The 16,379-nt window shown below is 72.7% G+C and carries 13 protein-coding genes; 10 read left to right on the top strand and 3 right to left on the bottom strand.

What is annotated here, in order from left to right; all coding sequences use genetic code 11:
* Positions 1–37: 37 nt before the first annotated feature.
* A complete protein-coding gene (locus tag ACZ3YL_RS07775) occupies positions 38–1,027 on the bottom strand; it encodes a magnesium and cobalt transport protein CorA (protein WP_188308389.1) in 990 nt (329 codons plus the stop codon).
* Between the two features lie 138 nt (positions 1,028–1,165).
* Here ACZ3YL_RS07775 and ACZ3YL_RS07770 point away from each other — a divergent pair, with 138 nt between their 5' ends.
* The 6 genes from ACZ3YL_RS07770 to mshC all read left to right on the top strand — a co-directional run bounded on the left by ACZ3YL_RS07770 (position 1,166) and on the right by mshC (position 6,922).
* Complete coding sequence (locus ACZ3YL_RS07770) at positions 1,166–1,867, top strand: MSMEG_4193 family putative phosphomutase (protein ID WP_465656097.1); 702 nt, start codon at positions 1,166–1,168, stop codon at positions 1,865–1,867.
* Between the two features lie 188 nt (positions 1,868–2,055).
* Positions 2,056–2,622, top strand: a complete 567-nt coding sequence (locus tag ACZ3YL_RS07765; protein ID WP_188308387.1) for a DUF3090 domain-containing protein — start codon at positions 2,056–2,058, stop codon at positions 2,620–2,622.
* 56 nt (positions 2,623–2,678) lie between these two features.
* A complete protein-coding gene (locus ACZ3YL_RS07760; protein ID WP_317621377.1) occupies positions 2,679–3,464 on the top strand; it encodes an SCO1664 family protein in 786 nt (261 codons plus the stop codon).
* A 76-nt stretch (positions 3,465–3,540) separates the two neighbouring features.
* Positions 3,541–4,470 carry a helix-turn-helix transcriptional regulator gene (locus ACZ3YL_RS07755; protein WP_465656095.1) on the top strand — a complete coding sequence of 310 codons (930 nt, stop codon included), beginning with the start codon at positions 3,541–3,543 and terminating at the stop codon, positions 4,468–4,470.
* 162 nt (positions 4,471–4,632) lie between these two features.
* Complete coding sequence (locus ACZ3YL_RS07750) at positions 4,633–5,475, top strand: dioxygenase family protein (protein ID WP_465656093.1); 843 nt, start codon at positions 4,633–4,635, stop codon at positions 5,473–5,475.
* A 217-nt stretch (positions 5,476–5,692) separates the two neighbouring features.
* Complete coding sequence (gene mshC / locus ACZ3YL_RS07745) at positions 5,693–6,922, top strand: cysteine--1-D-myo-inosityl 2-amino-2-deoxy-alpha-D-glucopyranoside ligase (protein WP_188308385.1); 1,230 nt, start codon at positions 5,693–5,695, stop codon at positions 6,920–6,922.
* A gap of 202 nt (positions 6,923–7,124) precedes the next feature.
* Here mshC and ACZ3YL_RS07740 read toward each other — a convergent pair whose 3' ends face one another.
* Positions 7,125–8,078 carry a PAC2 family protein gene (locus tag ACZ3YL_RS07740; protein ID WP_188308384.1) on the bottom strand — a complete coding sequence of 318 codons (954 nt, stop codon included), beginning with the start codon at positions 8,076–8,078 and terminating at the stop codon, positions 7,125–7,127.
* 355 nt (positions 8,079–8,433) lie between these two features.
* Here ACZ3YL_RS07740 and ACZ3YL_RS07735 point away from each other — a divergent pair, with 355 nt between their 5' ends.
* Entirely contained in the window at positions 8,434–8,949 is a 516-nt protein-coding gene (locus ACZ3YL_RS07735) for an SRPBCC family protein (RefSeq protein WP_465656091.1), read from the top strand.
* Between the two features lie 16 nt (positions 8,950–8,965).
* Here the strand turns inward: ACZ3YL_RS07735 and ACZ3YL_RS07730 are convergent, their stop codons facing one another.
* Positions 8,966–10,048 (bottom strand): glycoside hydrolase family 18 protein, encoded by a 1,083-nt coding sequence (locus tag ACZ3YL_RS07730; RefSeq protein ID WP_465656089.1) that lies wholly within the window; start codon positions 10,046–10,048, stop codon positions 8,966–8,968.
* 142 nt (positions 10,049–10,190) lie between these two features.
* Here ACZ3YL_RS07730 and metH point away from each other — a divergent pair, with 142 nt between their 5' ends.
* The 3 genes from metH (at position 10,191) to ACZ3YL_RS07715 (ending at position 16,375) form a co-directional block, all read left to right on the top strand.
* The gene (metH, locus tag ACZ3YL_RS07725) at positions 10,191–13,700 is read left to right on the top strand and encodes a methionine synthase (RefSeq protein WP_188308382.1); all 3,510 of its coding nucleotides are present in this window, start codon (positions 10,191–10,193) and stop codon (positions 13,698–13,700) included.
* A 152-nt stretch (positions 13,701–13,852) separates the two neighbouring features.
* The gene (locus ACZ3YL_RS07720) at positions 13,853–14,557 is read left to right on the top strand and encodes an HAD family hydrolase (RefSeq protein ID WP_188308381.1); all 705 of its coding nucleotides are present in this window, start codon (positions 13,853–13,855) and stop codon (positions 14,555–14,557) included.
* Positions 14,558–14,767: 210 nt separating this feature from the next.
* A complete protein-coding gene (locus ACZ3YL_RS07715; protein ID WP_188308380.1) occupies positions 14,768–16,375 on the top strand; it encodes an ABC transporter substrate-binding protein in 1,608 nt (535 codons plus the stop codon).
* Positions 16,376–16,379: the final 4 nt, after the last annotated feature.

Here is a 16,379-nt window from a genome sequence, read left to right as displayed (position 1 = left end):
GCACCCCGCGTGGGCACCGACCGGGGTCCGGGCGGCACTACAGCCAGTCGTGCCGCTTGAACACCCGGTGCAGCACCACGCAGACCAGTGCCATCAGCGACAGCACCGCCGGGTACCCCCACGGCTCGTGCAGTTCGGGCATCACGTCGAAGTTCATCCCGTACACGCCCGCGATCATGGTCGGTACGGCGGCCAGCGCCGCCCAGGCCGAGATCTTCCGCATGTCGTTGTTCTGCTGGACGCTCACCTGCGCCAGGTTGGCGCCCAGGATGTCGGAGAGCAGCCGGTCCATGCCGTCCACCTGGTCGTTCACCCGGGCCAGGTGGTCGGCGACGTCCCGCAGGTAGGGGGCGGTCTCGGGCTGGACGAAGGGGGCGCCGCGCTCCAGCCGCAGCATCGGTTCCAGCAGCGGAACGGTGGCGCGGCGGACGGTCATCACCTGGCGCTTGCAGCCGTAGATCCGCCCGGCGGTGTCGCGGCCGATCCGGCCGGGGGCGAAGACGTCCGCCTCCAGTTCGTCCAGGTCCGCCTGCAGGGCGGTGGCCACCTCGACGTAGCCGTCCACCACGGTGTCGCAGACCGAGTGCAGTACCGAACTGGGCCCGTAGCGCAGCAGTTCGGGCTGCTGCTCCAGCCGGGCCCGCAGGCCGCTGAGCGGGGTGTCCGCGCCGTGCCGGACGGTCATCACGAAGTCCGGGCCGAGGAAGACCATCACCTCGCCGCTGGTGACGGCGTGGCTGTCGGCGTGGTGGCCGAGGGTCTTGAGGGTGACGAACAGCGAGCCCTGGTAGGCCTCGACCTTCGGGCGCTGGTGGGCGCTGACGGCGTCCTCGACGGCCAGCGGGTGCAGCGCGAACTCCTTGCCGACCCGGTCGAGTTCCTCGGTGGTGGGTTCGAAGAGGCCTATCCAGACGAAGGCCCCCGGGCCGGCCCCGCGGGCGGCGGTGAGCGAGTCGGTCAGGTCCTCGGAGGCCCCCAGCCGGCGGCCGTCCTGGTATGCGGCGCAGTGGACGATCATGCGGGCCATTGTCCCCCGGGCGCGACCGGGGGACCGGGAGCCGGGTCGGCGGCGTCGGCCCGAGCGGCCGGAGCAGCCCCGGAGCCGCCCCGAAGCGGGGCACCCGACCGCCCCACGGCGGGGCCCGGAGGCCGTAGGCTGAGCCCCATGCCCACCCTGCTGCTCGTCCGCCACGGCCGCTCGACCGCGAACACCGCCGGAATCCTGGCCGGTTGGACCCCCGGCGTGGACCTGGACGACACCGGGCGCGCACAGGCCGCCGCGCTGGCCGGCCGGCTGGCCGGGGTCCCGCTGGTGCGGGCCGTCAGCAGCCCGCTGGAGCGCTGCCGGCAGACGCTGGAGCCGCTGCTCGCCGTCCGCCCGGAGCTGGGCGCGCCGGCCGAGGACGAGCGGCTGGGGGAGTGCCACTACGGCGAGTGGACCGGCCGCCCGCTGGCCGAGCTGGCGAAGGAGCCGCTCTGGCGCACGGTGCAGGACCACGCCGCCGCGGCGGCCTTCCCGGGCGGTGAGTCGCTGCGCGAGCTGAGCCACCGTACGGTCGGTGCGGTCCGGGAGTGGAACGCCGAGATCGCCGCCGAGCACGGTGAGGACGCGGTCTGGGTGGCCTGTTCGCACGGGGACGTGATCAAGGCGGTGGTGGCCGACGCCCTCGGCCTGCACCTGGACCACTTCCAGCGGATCAGTGTCGAGCCCTGCTCCGTCACCGCGATCCGCTACACCCCGCAGCGGCCCTTCGTGCTCAGGATGGGCGACACCGGAGACCTCTCCTCGCTGGCGCCCAAGCCCTCCGCCGCCTCCACCGCCCCGGCCACTCCGGTCGGCGACGCGGTGGTCGGCGGCACGGCCTGACCGGCACCGCCCGAGGGGTACGGCCTGGAGCGGCACGCCCCGGGCCCGCGGGTGCCACCCCGCCCGCGGCCCCCGCTCGGCTCCCCGGCCGGGGCCCGGAGGTCGTAGGGTGGCTGATGAGTTCCCCGTCTGAGTGCCCCGCAGTTCGACCACCTGCCCAGTTGGACAACCCGATCCGGAGCTAGCGCGTGTCCCGTCAGGTCTTCTTCTACGACCAGCCCGAACGGTTCGTGGCCGGCACCGTCGGTCAACCCGGCGCCCGGGCGTTCTACCTGCAGGCCAGCGCCCGGGGCCGGATCACCAGCGTGCTGCTGGAGAAGAACCAGGTCGCCGCGCTCGCGGAGCGGATCGAGGAGGTCCTGGACGAGGCGCTGCGGCGCAGCGGCGGTGACGCCGCCATCCCGGCCGCCGCCCCCAAGGACCTGCTGGACACCGCCCCGCTGGACCTCCCGCTGGAGCAGGAGTTCCGGGTCGGCACCATGGCGCTGGCCTGGGACAGCGCGGACGCCTGCCTGGTGGTCGAGGCCCAGGCGCTGGTGGAGGACGAGGAGGAGGACGCCGAGGAGGCGGTCTTCCAGGACGACGAGAACGGCCCCGACATGCTGCGGGTGCGGCTGTCCGGCGCGATGGCCCGGGTGTTCGCCAAGCGCGCCCTGGACCTGGTCGCGGCCGGCCGCAAGCCCTGCCCGTTCTGCAACCTGCCGCTGGACCCGGAGGGCCACCTGTGCCCGCGCGCGAACGGCTACCGGCGCTGAACACCGAGACCCCGCCGCAGGCCGACCCGGCGGCGGCCGCCGCCCTCGCCGCCGACGTGCCCACCGCCCTCGCGCTGCTGCGCCAGGGCAGGCTGACCGTGCACGGCCGCCTCACCGAGGCCTCCAACGCCGCGCTGTACTGCACCGTCGAGCACGGTTCGCTGAGCGCCCAGGCCGTCTACAAGCCGGTGGCCGGCGAACGCCCGCTGTGGGACTTCCCGGACGGCACGCTGGCCGGCCGCGAGGTCGCCGCGTACGAGCTGTCCGCGGCGACCGGCTGGGAGCTGATCCCGCCCACCCTGCTGCGCGAGGGGCCGCACGGGCCCGGCATGGTCCAGCTGTGGGTCGAGCCGGATCCGCGGGCCGAGCCGCTGCTGGCGCTGCAGGACCCGGCGGGCCCGGAGGAGGGCTGGCTGCCGATCGTCCGGGCCGAGGTGGAGGGCGGGCGCACCGCGCTGCTGGTGCACCACGACGACCGGCGGCTGCGCCGGCTCGCGGTGCTGGACGCGGTGCTCAACAACGCCGACCGCAAGGGCGGTCATCTGATCCCCGCCGCCGACGGCCGGGTGTACGGGATCGACCACGGCGTCACCTTCAACACCGAGGGCAAGCTGCGCACCCTGCTCTGGGGCTGGGCGGGCGACCCGCTGCCCGCGGAGGCGCTGGAGGTGCTGGCCCGGCTGGCCGGGCAGTTGGACGGGGAACTGGCCGAGCGCCTCGCCCCGCACCTGACCGGCGCCGAACTGGACGCCACCCGCGCCCGGGTGGCCGGGCTGCGGGATTCGGGCCGGCATCCGCTGCCGTCCTCGGACTGGCCCGCGATCCCCTGGCCGCCGGTCTGACCCCACCCGGGCGCGTCGGCGGGGTTACCGGCCGGTGGTCTGGACCAGTCGGCGGAACAGGTCGCACACTGCTCCGATGGACGTGCGACGGACCACCCCCACCCCCCGATCCGCGCCGGACCTGCCGTTGCACCGCCTGCAGGTCCCGCTGCCCCACCTACTGCCCTTCGCCATCGGAAGTTTCGACGCGATCGGCCCGCTCTCCCGCGCCAACTTCCCCCACCGCCACTCGTTCTACGAGATCGTCCAGGTCACCGGCGGCCACGGCGCCCATGTCCTGGACCTGGTCCACCGGCCGCTGGCGCCAACGCAGTTGTGCGTGATCACGCCCGGCCAGGTGCACCACTGGGCGGACGCCGAAGGGCTGGCCGGCCGGGTCGTCCTGTTCAACGAGGACTTCCTGCTGGGGCACCCGCAGGACCTCGCCGCGCTGCGCGCCCTGGCCACCCGGCCCGGCATCGTGCTCGGCGAACAGGCCGGCGCCATCGGCGGGTTGCTCGCCGACATGGAGCAGGAGTACCTGACCAGGGCGCCCGGCTACCAGGGCGTGCTGCGCGCCAGTCTGCACATCCTGATCGTCCGGGCGCTGCGCGCCCGCACCCCGGACGACCGGCCCGCGGTGCCCGCCCGGCCGGCCGAACTGGCCGCCGCCTTCACCCGGTTGATCGCCAGGCCGGGCGGGGTGCGGCACTCGGTGGCCTCCACCGCCCAGGAACTCGGCGTCTCCCCGGGGCACTTGCAGACCCTGGTCAAGCAGGCCACCGGCCGCACCCCGGGCGGGTTGATCCGCCGGCAGCAGACCCTGGAGGCCAAACGGCTGCTCGCCTGCACGGACTTGACGATCCGTCAGGTCGCCAAGGAGGCGGGTTTCGCGGACCCGGCGTACTTCTGCCGCTTCTTCCGGCGGGAGACCGGGATGACTCCGGGGGAGTTCCGGTCCCGGGTCGACGGAAATCACCACGATCCCCGGATCATGTCCATCGCCGTCGCGCCGGACGGTCCGTAACGTCTCTTCTGGCCACCGGCGGCCGGTCCAGCGCGCGGACGGCCGCCGGTTCGGCCCTTGTCATGCCCCCACCATGGCAAGGGCCGCCCCCACCCCCGGAAGAACCCCCGCGAAGAACCCGCACGAAGACCCCACGGAGAACCCACCGGAAGGAGACGGCGCATGCCCCCGTCCGACGGCATGATCAGCCGCAAGACCGTCCTGAAGGCCGCCGCCGCCCTCGGGGCCGCGCCGCTGCTGATCGGCGGCGGGGTCGCACTGGCCCGGGACCAGGCCGGCACCGGCCGCACCCCCGGTCTGACCCCCGAGTGCCACGACGGCGACGACCCCACCATCGAGCAGATCGAGGGCCCGTACTTCAAGCCGAACCCCCCGCTGCGCAGCTCGATGGCGAACGACGGCCCGGGCACCCGGCTGACCGTCAGCGGCTACGTCTTCGGCCGCGCCTGCCGACCCGTCTCCGGTGTGCTGCTGGACTTCTGGCAGGCCGACGACGGCGGCACCTACGACAACGTCGGCTACACCTTCCGCGGCCACCAGTTCACCGACGCCAACGGCGCCTACCGGCTGGACACCATCGTCCCCGGCCTCTACCCGGGCCGCACCCGGCACCTGCACGTCAAACTCCAGGCCCCCGGCCGCCCGATCCTGACCACCCAGCTCTACTTCCCGGGCGAGCCGCGCAACAACACCGACACCATCTACGACGCCCGGCTGCTGATGAACGTCCAGCAGAACGGCTCCGGCGAGAACGCCACCTTCGACTTCGTGCTGGACGTGCCGCAGACCCCGGGCACCCCCAGTCCGACGGCCACCGCCACCCCGACCGGCGGACCGACCGGCGGGCCCACCACGTCGCCGGGCGGCAGCTGGAGTCCGGGTACGGCGTACCGCGCGGGCGACCGCGTCACCTACTCCGGCGCCTCCTACGTCTGCCTCCAGGCGCACACCGCCATGGTGGGCTGGGAGCCGCCGAACGTACCGGCCCTCTGGCAGCGGTCGTAGCGGCTCCGACCGCTTCACCCGGGGAGCCGGGCGCCCGGTCGGCGGCAGGGTCGACCGGGCGCTCACCCGTGTCCGCAACCGAACGGATCGAGCCACAAGCCCGAAGCGGAACGCGCTTTATCAGTCGCGAAGTGACCAGGCAACGACAGGAAGCGAATCCAGTCGATCTTCGTTACTGGTTAGGCTTTCAAATGTTCTCAAGGTTAAGGTCGATCCCATGCATGCCTGGCCCGCCTCCGAGGTTCCCGCCCTGCCTGGTCAGGGGCTCCCCCTTCGTATCTTCGACACCGCAGCGGGCACGGTCCGCGAGGTCGTGCCGCAGGACGGCACCGGCCGGATCTACGTCTGCGGCATCACGCCCTACGACGCGACCCACATGGGCCACGCCGCCACCTACAACGCCTTCGACCTGGTGCAGCGGGTCTGGAAGGACGCCGGTCACGACGTCCTCTACATCCAGAACGTGACCGACGTCGACGACCCGCTGCTCCAGCGCGCCGTCGAGACCGGCCAGGACTGGGTGGCCCTCGCCGAGCGCGAGACGGCCCTGTTCCGCGAGGACATGACCGCCCTGCGGCTGCTCCCGCCGGCCCACTACGTCGGCGCCGTCGAGTCGATCCCGTGGATCGTCCCGATCGTGCAGAAGCTGCTGGCCTCCGGCGCCGCCTACAAGGTCGACGGGGACATCTACTTCTCGGTCGACGCCGACCCGCACTTCGGCGAGGTATCCGGCCTCACCCGCGAGGCCATGCGCCCGGTCTTCGCCGAGCGCGGCGGCGACCCGGACCGCCCCGGCAAGCGCAACCCGCTGGACGCCCTGCTCTGGCTGGCCGCCCGCCCGGGCGAGCCCGCCTGGGACACCGAGCTCGGCCACGGCCGCCCCGGCTGGCACATCGAGTGTGTGGCCATCGCGCTGCAGTACCTGGGCATGACCTTCGACATCCAGGGCGGCGGCAGCGACCTGTCCTTCCCGCACCACGAGATGGGCGCCTCGCACGCCCAGGTCGCCACCGGCTCCCAGCCGTACGCCAAGGCGTACGTGCACGCCGGCATGGTCGCCCTGGACGGCAAGAAGATGTCCAAGTCCCGCGGCAACCTGGTCTTCGTCTCGGCCCTGCGCCGCGAGGGCGTCGACCCGGCGGCGATCCGCCTGGCGCTGCTCTCGCACCACTACCGCTCCGACTGGGAGTGGACCAAGGCCGTCCTGGACGAGGCCGTCGAGCGCCTCGCCCGCTGGCGGGCCGCGGTCTCCCGGCCGGACGGCCCGGCCGCCGAGCAGCTGCTCGCGGAGGTCCGCACGGCGCTGGCGGACGACCTGGACGCGCCCGCCGCGCTGGCCGCCGTCGACCGCTGGGCCGCCCGGCAGGAGAACGAGGGCGGCACCGACATCGGCGCGCCCGGCCTGGTCTCCCGGACGGTGGACGCCCTGCTCGGCGTCGCGCTGTAGGCCCGTCACCACACGCCGAAGGGGCGCCAGGACATCGGTCCTGGCGCCCCTTCGGCGTTCCGGCCCACGAGCCCGAGCCCAGGCCCAAGCGCCCGAGCCCAGAAGCCCACGCCCGGAAGCCCACGCCCAAGCGCCCGAGCCCCGACGGCCCGGCCCTGGGGACGAACTCGCGGGGCCGGGAGCTCAGGGCCGAGCAGGAGCACTACTCCTCCTCGGCCCCCTCCTGGCTCTCCCGGGTCGTCCCCGGCCCCTCCGGCTCGGCCGGCCGCTCGGCCGTCGCGTGCCCCGACACCGGCTTCTCGCCGGTCGGACCGACGTTCTCCCGGCGGCGCAGATAGCGCTCGAACTCGCGCGCGATCGCGTCCCCGGAGGCCTCCGGCAGCTCCGCGGTGTCCTGTGCCTCCTCCAGCTGCTGGACGTACTCGGCCACCTCGCTGTCCTCGGCGGCCAGCTGGTCCACGCCCAGCTGCCAGGCCCGGGCGTCCTCGCCGAGCTCGCCCGGCGGGATCCGCAGGTCCAGCAGGTCCTCCAGCTTGTTGAGCAGCGCCAGCGTGGCCTTGGGGTTGGGCGGCTGCGCGACGTAGTGCGGCACCGCGGCCCACAGCGTCACGGCCGGCACCCCGGCGTGGGTGCACGCCTCCTGGAGCACCCCGACGATCCCGGTCGGCCCCTCGTAGCGGCTCTCCTCCAGGTCCAGCCGACGGGCCAGCTCCGGATCGGAGGTGACCCCGCTGACCGGCACCGGGCGGCTGTGCGGGGTGTCGCCGAGCAGCGCGCCCAGGATCACCACCAGCTCGACGCCCAGCTCGTGCGCGAAGCCCAGCAGCTCGTTGCAGAACGAACGCCAGCGCATGCTCGGCTCGATGCCGCGGATCAGCACCACGTCCCTGGTCACCGGCTCCGTCACCCGGACCACCGAGAGCCTGGTGGTCGGCCAGGTGATCCGGCGGATGCCGCCGTCCAGCCAGATCGTCGGACGGTTGACCTGGAAGTCGTAGTAGTCCTCCGCGTCCAGGGCGGCGAGCACCTTGCCGCCCCAGGTCTCGTCCAGATGCGCCAGGGCCGCGGAGGCGGCGTCGCCCGCGTCGTTCCACCCCTCGAAGGCGCAGACCATCACCGGGTCGATCAACTCGGGAACATCTTCCAGCTCGATCACCCAGCGTCTCCCTCCGGTCGGCGGTCGGACCGGCACCGCCTCGGCTGGATCGCCGGGGCGCCGACGGGCCGGCTCCCGCCTGTCGAACCTCTCGTCTCCCATGGAACGGCTCGCTCCATGGTCCCTACCTGCCCAGCCTACGGGCTTTGATGCGCATAGCGGCCGGGCACCGGGACAGTCTGGGGGAGCGGGCCGCCATGATCCAGCGGATATCCGGCCCGTCGCGGCCGACGCTCCGTCAGATCGCTCGACGGGGACGTACGGTGCCCGAGCGGCGACGAAGGGGCACGGATCGCCCGTCGGGCGCGGCGGCGCGATGATGGGGAGGCGGGAGCCGGGCGGAAGGGGCCGACCGATGAACCGACGGCTGTGGATCGGCGCGGGCGCGGCGGCGCTGGCCGGAACCGCGCTGCTGGCGGCGGACCGGGCCGGACGCCGGCTGCCGGTGGAGCACATCACCGAGGGCGGGCTGGAACTCGCCCAGTCGCCCGGCGCGGTCTGGGACGTACTGACCGACATCGACCTCTACCCGGCCTGGCGTCCGGGCCTCACCCACGTCGAACGGCTGCCCGCCGGGGCCGGCGGCCGCCCGCGCTGGCGCGAGTACGACCGGCACGGGCACACCACCTACGAGGTGGTGGCCAGCGAGGCCCCGCACCGGCTGGTGACCGGCATCGCCGACCCGGACCTGCCCTACGGCGGCACCTGGACCTACCGGCTCTCCCCGGCCGGGCCGGGCTGCTCGCTCACCGTCACCGAGCGCGGTGAGGTCCGCAAGCCGCTGCACCGGGCCGTCTCGCACTATCTGGCCGGCGAGGACGCCACCGTGCACCGCTACCTGGGCGCCCTCGCCCACCGCATGGCCGCGTAGGCAAGCCGGGAGACGTTCAGGCCGGATCCACCCAGCCGCTCCGGTACGCCGCCCAGTTCTCCGGCGTCGCGGCGAAGTCCACGTACAGCGCGACGCCGAAGCTCGCCCGCCGCGGGTCCTGCCGGCCCAGGCCCAGCCGGACGCCCCGGACGGCCGCCGGGACGGTCTCCGCGTGGCCCCGGTGCGCCCACTTGTCGTCCCAGAAGAACGGCAGGCCGATCAGCAGGTCGACGTCCGGCGGGGTGGCCTCCAGCGCCAGTTCGGTCTGCAGCGCGACGTAGCCGCCGAACAGCGGCTCGGTCGGCATCGAGGTGTCGTAGGCCATCACCGCGACCTGGTCGACCCTGCGGGCGGTCTCCCGGAAGTACGCCTGGTCCCACCACTTGCCGTGGTCGGTGAGCAGGATGCCGGCCGTGTGCAGGCCGGGCACCGGGTCGATCTGCGGGGCGGCCACCGACAGCTTCGCGCCGCGGGCGGCCGTCACCGGGCGGACCTGGTCGAGCAGGGCGAGCCAGCCGGCCGAGCCGGGGCGGATCGGCTCCATGTCGAAGTGCACGCCGTCGAAGCCCTGGTCCAGCACCTGGGCCGCGGAGGCGGTGACCCGGTCCCGGGTGGGGGCGTCGTCCAGGTCCAGGGCGTCCCGCTCGGGCTTGACCTCGTCGCCCAGCCAGCCCTGCAGCCGCACCCCCGGCAGCGCCCGGTGGGCGGCCTCGGTGAACCAGTGGGCGCGGGGGTGGACGGACGCCGGCAGTGAGCCGTCGTGCTCCAGCGGCCCGGTGTGGACGTAGAGGTCGCGCACGCCGGTGCCGGCCAGCTGCCGGGCCAGCGCCGCCACGTCGGCGTCGGTCTTGCGGCCGTCCACCCAGGCGTGGCCGAGCCAGACGGCGTCCCGCCCCCGGGTGCGGGCCTCGGCGGCCGGTTCACCCGAGTAGTGCAGTCGGAACGCGATGAACACCGAGCCCAGCGCGGCGACCGGCACGGCCGCCGCCAGCCCCAGCGCCACCAGGGCGCGGCCCCACCGGGACAGGCCTCTCCAGCGGCGCAGCGGAGCCCCCAGGGCCCGACCGGCGCGCCGCGCGACGGTCCCGAATCGGGCCACGCGGTTGCTCCCCCCTTGCGGACGAGCGTTCAGGATACGGAATGCACCGGCATGCCGGGCGGTGGGCCGGATACCCTGGCCAGGTGCATGCCCGAGCAAGCGGGCGCGCAAAGCCGACAGCCGTCGCACAGGGAGACGCCCCATGGCCACTGCAGCCGATCCGTCCATCACTCAGCAGAGCCGCGCGAACGCGCTGCGCGAAGCACTCGCCACCCGGGTGGTGGTGGCCGACGGTGCGATGGGCACCATGCTCCAGGCGCAGGACCCGACGCTGGAGGACTTCCAGAACCTCGAAGGCTGCAACGAGGTCCTCAACGTCACCCGGCCCGACATCGTCCGCTCCGTCCACGAGGCCTACTTCGCGGTGGGCGTGGACTGCGTCGAGACCAACACCTTCGGCGCCAACTTCTCCGCCCTGGGCGAGTACGAGATCCCCGAGCGCATCTTCGAGCTGTCCGAGGCCGGTGCCCGGATCGCCCGCGAGGTGGCCGACGCCCACGCCGCCGACGGCCGCACCCGCTGGGTGCTCGGCTCGATCGGCCCCGGCACCAAGCTGCCGACCCTCGGCCACGCCCCGTACGAGACGCTGCGCGACGGCTTCCAGCGGAACGCGGCCGGCCTGATCGCCGGCGGCGCCGACGCCCTGCTGGTGGAGACCAGCCAGGACCTGCTGCAGACCAAGGCCGCCATCCTCGGCTCCAAGCGCGCCCTGGCCGAGGCCGGGCTGGACCTCCCGGTGCTGGTCCAGGTGACGGTGGAGACCACCGGCACCATGCTGCTCGGCTCCGAGATCGGCGCCGCGCTCACCGCGCTGGAGCCGCTCGGCGTCGACTACATCGGCCTCAACTGCGCCACCGGCCCGGCCGAGATGAGCGAGCACCTGCGCTACCTCGCCAAGAACGCGAGGATCGGCCTGTCCTGCATGCCGAACGCGGGCCTGCCGGTGCTCGGCAAGGACGGCGCCCACTACCCGCTCTCCCCGGCCGAACTGGCCGAGGCGCACGACGTGTTCACCCGCGAGTACGGCCTCTCGCTGGTCGGCGGCTGCTGCGGCACCACCCCCGAGCACCTGCGCCAGGTGGTGGAGAGGGTGCAGGGCCGCCCGATCGCCCGGCGCGAGCCGCAGCCGGAGCCCTCGGCCTCCTCGCTCTACCAGTCGGTGCCGTTCCGCCAGGACACCTCGTACCTGGCGATCGGCGAGCGCACCAACGCCAACGGCTCGAAGAAGTTCCGCGAGTCGATGCTGGCCGGTGACTGGCAGGCCTGCGTGGAGATCGCCCGGGACCAGATCCGGGACGGCTCCCACCTGCTGGACCTCTGCGTCGACTACGTCGGCCGCGACGGCGTCGCCGACATGAAGGAGATCGCCGGCCGGCTGGCCACCGCCTCCACCCTGCCGATCGTGCTGGACTCCACCGAGCCGCCCGTGCTGCAGGCCGGTCTGGAGGCGCTCGGCGGCCGCGCGCTGCTCAACTCGGTCAACTACGAGGACGGCAACGCCCCCGACTCGCGCTTCGGGAAGATCGCCTCGCTGGCCCGCGAGCACGGCGCCGGCCTGATCGCGCTGACCATCGACGAGCAGGGCCAGGCCCGCACCGCCGAGCTGAAGGTCGAGATCGCCGAGCGGCTGATCGCCGAACTCACCGCCGACTACGGCATCGACGAGGGCTCGATCCTGGTCGACTGCCTGACCTTCACCCTGGCCACCGGCCAGGAGGAGTCCCGCCGGGACGGCATCGAGACCATCGAGGCGATCCGCGAGCTCAAGCGCCGCCACCCGAAGGTGCAGACCACCCTCGGCCTGTCGAACATCTCCTTCGGCCTCAACCCGGCCGCCCGGGTGGTGCTCAACTCGGTCTTCCTGCACGAGTGCGTGGAGGCCGGCCTGGACTCGGCGATCGTGCACGCCTCCAAGATCCTGCCGATCTCCCGGATCCCCGAGGACCAGCGCGAGGCCGCCCTGGACCTCGTCTACGACCGCCGCCGGGACGGCTACGACCCGCTGCAGCGCCTGCTGGAGCTGTTCGAGGGCGTCTCCACCGCCTCGGTCAAGGCCTCCAAGGCCCAGGAGCTGGCCGCGCTCCCGCTGGACGAGCGGCTGCAGCGCCGGATCATCGACGGCGAGCGCAACGGCCTGGAGGCCGACCTGGACGAGGCGCTGACCGCGCGTCCGGCGCTGGAGATCATCAACGACACCCTGCTGTCCGGGATGAAGGTGGTCGGCGAGCTGTTCGGCTCCGGCCAGATGCAGCTGCCGTTCGTGCTCCAGTCCGCTGAGGTGATGAAGACCGCGGTGGCCCACCTGGAGCCGTACATGGAGAAGTCCGACAGCGAGGGCAAGGGCACCATCGTGCTGGCCACCGTCAAGGGCGACGTCCACGACATCGGCAAGAACCTGGTCGACATCATCCTGTCCAACAACGGCTACAACGTGGTCAACCTGGGCATCAAGCAGCCGGTCTCGGCGATCCTGGACGCCGCGCAGGAGCACAACGCGGACGTGATCGGGATGTCCGGCCTGCTGGTGAAGTCCACCGTGATCATGAAGGAGAACCTGGAGGAGCTGAACCAGCGCAAGCTGGCCGCCAGCTTCCCGGTGATCCTCGGCGGCGCCGCCCTGACCCGCGCCTACGTCGAGCAGGACCTGCACGAGATCTACGAGGGTGAGGTCCGCTACGCCCGGGACGCCTTCGAGGGCCTGCGGCTGATGGACGCGCTGGTCGCCGTCAAGCGCGGCGTGCCCGGCGCCACCCTGCCGGAGCTCAAGCAGCGCCGGCACGCCCGGGTCGAGGTGGAGGAGCCGGAGCCCGAGGTCAACCTCGGCCAGATCCGCTCCGACGTCGCGCTGGACAACGGGCTGCCCACCCCGCCGTTCTGGGGCGACCGGATCGTCAAGGGCATCCCGTTCGCCGACTACGCCTCCTGGCTGGACGAGGACGCGCTGTTCAAGGGCCAGTGGGGTCTGAAGGCCGCGCGCAGCGGCGAGGGCCCGTCCTACGAGGAGCTGGTGGAGACCGAGGGCCGGCCGCGGCTGCGGGCCTGGCTGGACCGGCTGCAGACCGAGGGCTGGCTGGAGGCGGCCGTGGTCTACGGCTACTTCCCGGCCAACTCCAAGGGCGACGACCTGATCGTCTTCCACGAGGACGGCACCGAGCGGACCCGCTTCACCTTCCCCCGCCAGCGGCGCGGCCGCCGGCTCTGCCTGGCGGACTTCTTCCGCCCGGAGGAGTCCGGCCAGCGGGACGTGGTCGGGCTGCAGGTCGTCACCATGGGCAACCGGATCTCGGAGGCGGCCAACGAGCTGTTCGCCGGGAACTCCTACCGCGACTACCTGGAGCTGCACGGTCTGTCGGTCCAACTGGCCGAGGCGCTGGCCGAGTTCTGGCACGCCCGGGTCCGCTACGAGCTGGGCTTCTCCGGCGAGGACCCGCAGGACGTCAAGGACATGTTCGCGCTCAAGTACCGGGGCGCCCGGTTCTCGCTCGGCTACGGGGCCTGCCCCGAGCTGGAGGACCGCGCCAAGATCGCCGACCTGCTGCGGCCGGAGCGGATCGGCGTGGTGCTGTCGGAGGAGTTCCAGCTGCACCCGGAGCAGTCCACCGACGCGATCGTGATCCACCACCCCGAGGCGAAGTACTTCAACGCCCGGTAATCCCGACGCCCCTCTCCGTTCGCTCTTTCCGGGCGAAGCGGGCGTATCCTGGATGATCCTGAACGGGCCGGTCCGCTCACCAGCGGGCCGGCCTGTGCCATCCCCGAGGACGTCCGAGGACACGCCGCGGGGCCCCGCCGGAAGGATCCACCATGACCACCAGCCCCACCGCCGCCCTGGCGCTCGACCACGGGAACGACCGCGGCCTGCAGGCGGTGCTGCTGGACATGGACGGCACGCTGGTGGACACCGAGGACTTCTGGTGGCAGGCCGAGGTCACGCTCTTCGCCGAGCTGGGCCACCAGCTGGACGAGCGGGACCGGGCCCACGTGGTCGGCGGCCCGATGACCCGGGTGATGGACTACCTGGTCGCCCGTACCGGGGTGGACATCGCCCCGGCCGACCTGGGCGTGCTGGTCAACCAGCGCTTCGTCGACCTGCTGGCCGGCGGGGTGCCGCTGATGCCGGGCGCCGAGCGGCTGCTCAACACCCTTGCCGCGCACGGGATCCCGGCCGCGCTGGTGTCCGCCTCGCACCGGCACGTGATCGACATCGTGCTGCGTTCGCTGGGCGCCGAGCGCTTCGCCTTCACCATCGGCGGGGACGAGGTGCCGCGCACCAAGCCGTTCCCGGACCCGTACCTGGAGGCGGCCCGCCGGCTGGGGGCGGAGCCGGCCCGCTGCGTGGTCGTCGAGGACACCCCGACCGGGGTGCGGGCGGGGGAGGCGGCCGGCTGCCCGGTGATCGCGGTGCCCTCGGTGGCGCCGATCGAGCCGGCTCCCGGGCGGCTGGTGCTGCCGTCGCTGGAGCAGGTCGATCTCGAACTGCTGCGCTCGCTGGTCGCCTCGCGGGTGTGATTGTCATCTCATTGCGGGCGGGGTCTACTCGCCGGTAAGTGCCTCGATCCGAGGGCTCCGGGGGAGAAAACGGGCATTGGCTGACAACTCGTCGGGTGCGCCGTGATGCCCCCAACCACCGTGTCCCAAACGTCATCTGCACGGGTATCGGTCGTGCGTGTTCGATATGGCACGCTACTCGGGTTCGCGACACCCCCGAAGGACGCTCCCGTGAAGACTTCAGCTGAACGCCTGGCAGCACTCGGCTGCGCCGGTCTGGTCGCCGTGACGGTGGCCGGATGCGGATCGGTCACCGACGCCGTCAAGGGGGACAGTGGCGGCAAGGCGATCACCATGGGGACCGCCCAGCTGACCGGCACCTTGGACCCCGCGGTCGTCTACGACTCCGGCTCCTGGCTCGTGCTGCGCAACACCTTCCAGTCGCTGCTGACCTTCCCGGCGGCCGCCAGCACGCCCTCCCCGGACGCCGCGCAGTCCTGCGACTTCTCCGGCGGCGAGGCCACCGAGTACCACTGCACCCTGCGGCCCGGCCTGAAGTTCTCCAACGGCCACCCGCTGACCGCCGAGGACGTGGTGTTCTCGATCCAGCGGACCAAGAAGATCAACGACCAGAACGGCCCGGCGGGCCTGCTCGCCTCGATCAAGAGCGTGGAGGCCAAGGGCGACACCGAGGTGGTCTTCCACCTGTCGGCCCCCGACGCCACCCTGCCGGCCAAGCTGGCCTCCCCGGCCGGTGCCATCGTCGACCACCAGGTCTTCCCGGCGGACAAGGCGCTCTCCAACGACAAGGTGGTCGGCTCCGGCCCGTACCGCTTCGACTCGGTCGAGGGCATGGCCGACGGCAAGCAACTGGGCAAGGTCGTGCTGGTCCCCAACGACAAGTACACCGGTGACGCCAAGCTGCGGAACAGCAAGTTCACCGTCCGGTACTTCGACAAGCCCGCCGACCTCAAGGCCGCGCTGGACAAGGGCGACGTCGACGTCACCGACAACAGCCTGGAGCCCAACACCGCGGCCCAGATCCGCTCCGACCAGCAGGGCGGCAAGACCGACCTCCAGGTCGTCGAGGGCGACAGCAACGACACCCGCTCGCTGGCCTTCAACACCAAGGACCCGCTGCTGAGCAACGTCGGCGTGCGCCAGGCCGCCGCCGCGCTGCTCGACCGCAAGGCGCTCGCCCGCGACGTCTTCGCCCGCACCGTCCAGCCGCTGTACGCGATGGTCCCGGCCGGCGTCACCGGCCACACCACCGCCTTCTTCGACCGCTGGGGCGACCAGGACGTGGCCAAGGCCAAGAAGGCCCTGACCGACAACAAGGTCCAGATCCCGGTCAAGCTCACCCTCACCTGGTCCCGCTCGCGGGCCGGCGGCGGCGAGGCCGACACCCTCAAGAAGCAGCTGGAGACCGGCGGCCTGTTCCAGGTGACGGTCCAGCAGGAGCCCGACTGGGACGCCTACAAGAAGGGCTGGACCGAGGGCAAGTACCAGGCGTACATCGTCGGTTGGTTCGCCGACTACCCGGACCCGGACAACTACATCGCCCCGCTGCTGATCGACGGCGGCATCTTCCACACCGGCTGGGACGACCCGAAGATCAGCCAGAAGCTGATCCCGGACGGCCTCAAGCAGGCCGACCGCAGCGCCGCCTCGGCCGGCTACGCGCAGATCCAGCAGATCGTCGCGGACACCGTGCCGATGATCCCGCTGTACCAGAACAAGTCCTTCTACGCGGCCCGTGCGGACATCACCGGCGTCGAGTCCACCGTCGACACCACCGGCTTCTTCCGCTTCTGGGAGATCGGCCGCAGCGGCAAGTAACGCG

The sequence above is a fragment of the Kitasatospora sp. NPDC023176 genome (genome assembly GCF_055560495.1).
Note: the sequence above shows the minus strand (reverse complement) of the source record. Positions and strands in the feature narration are given on the sequence as shown.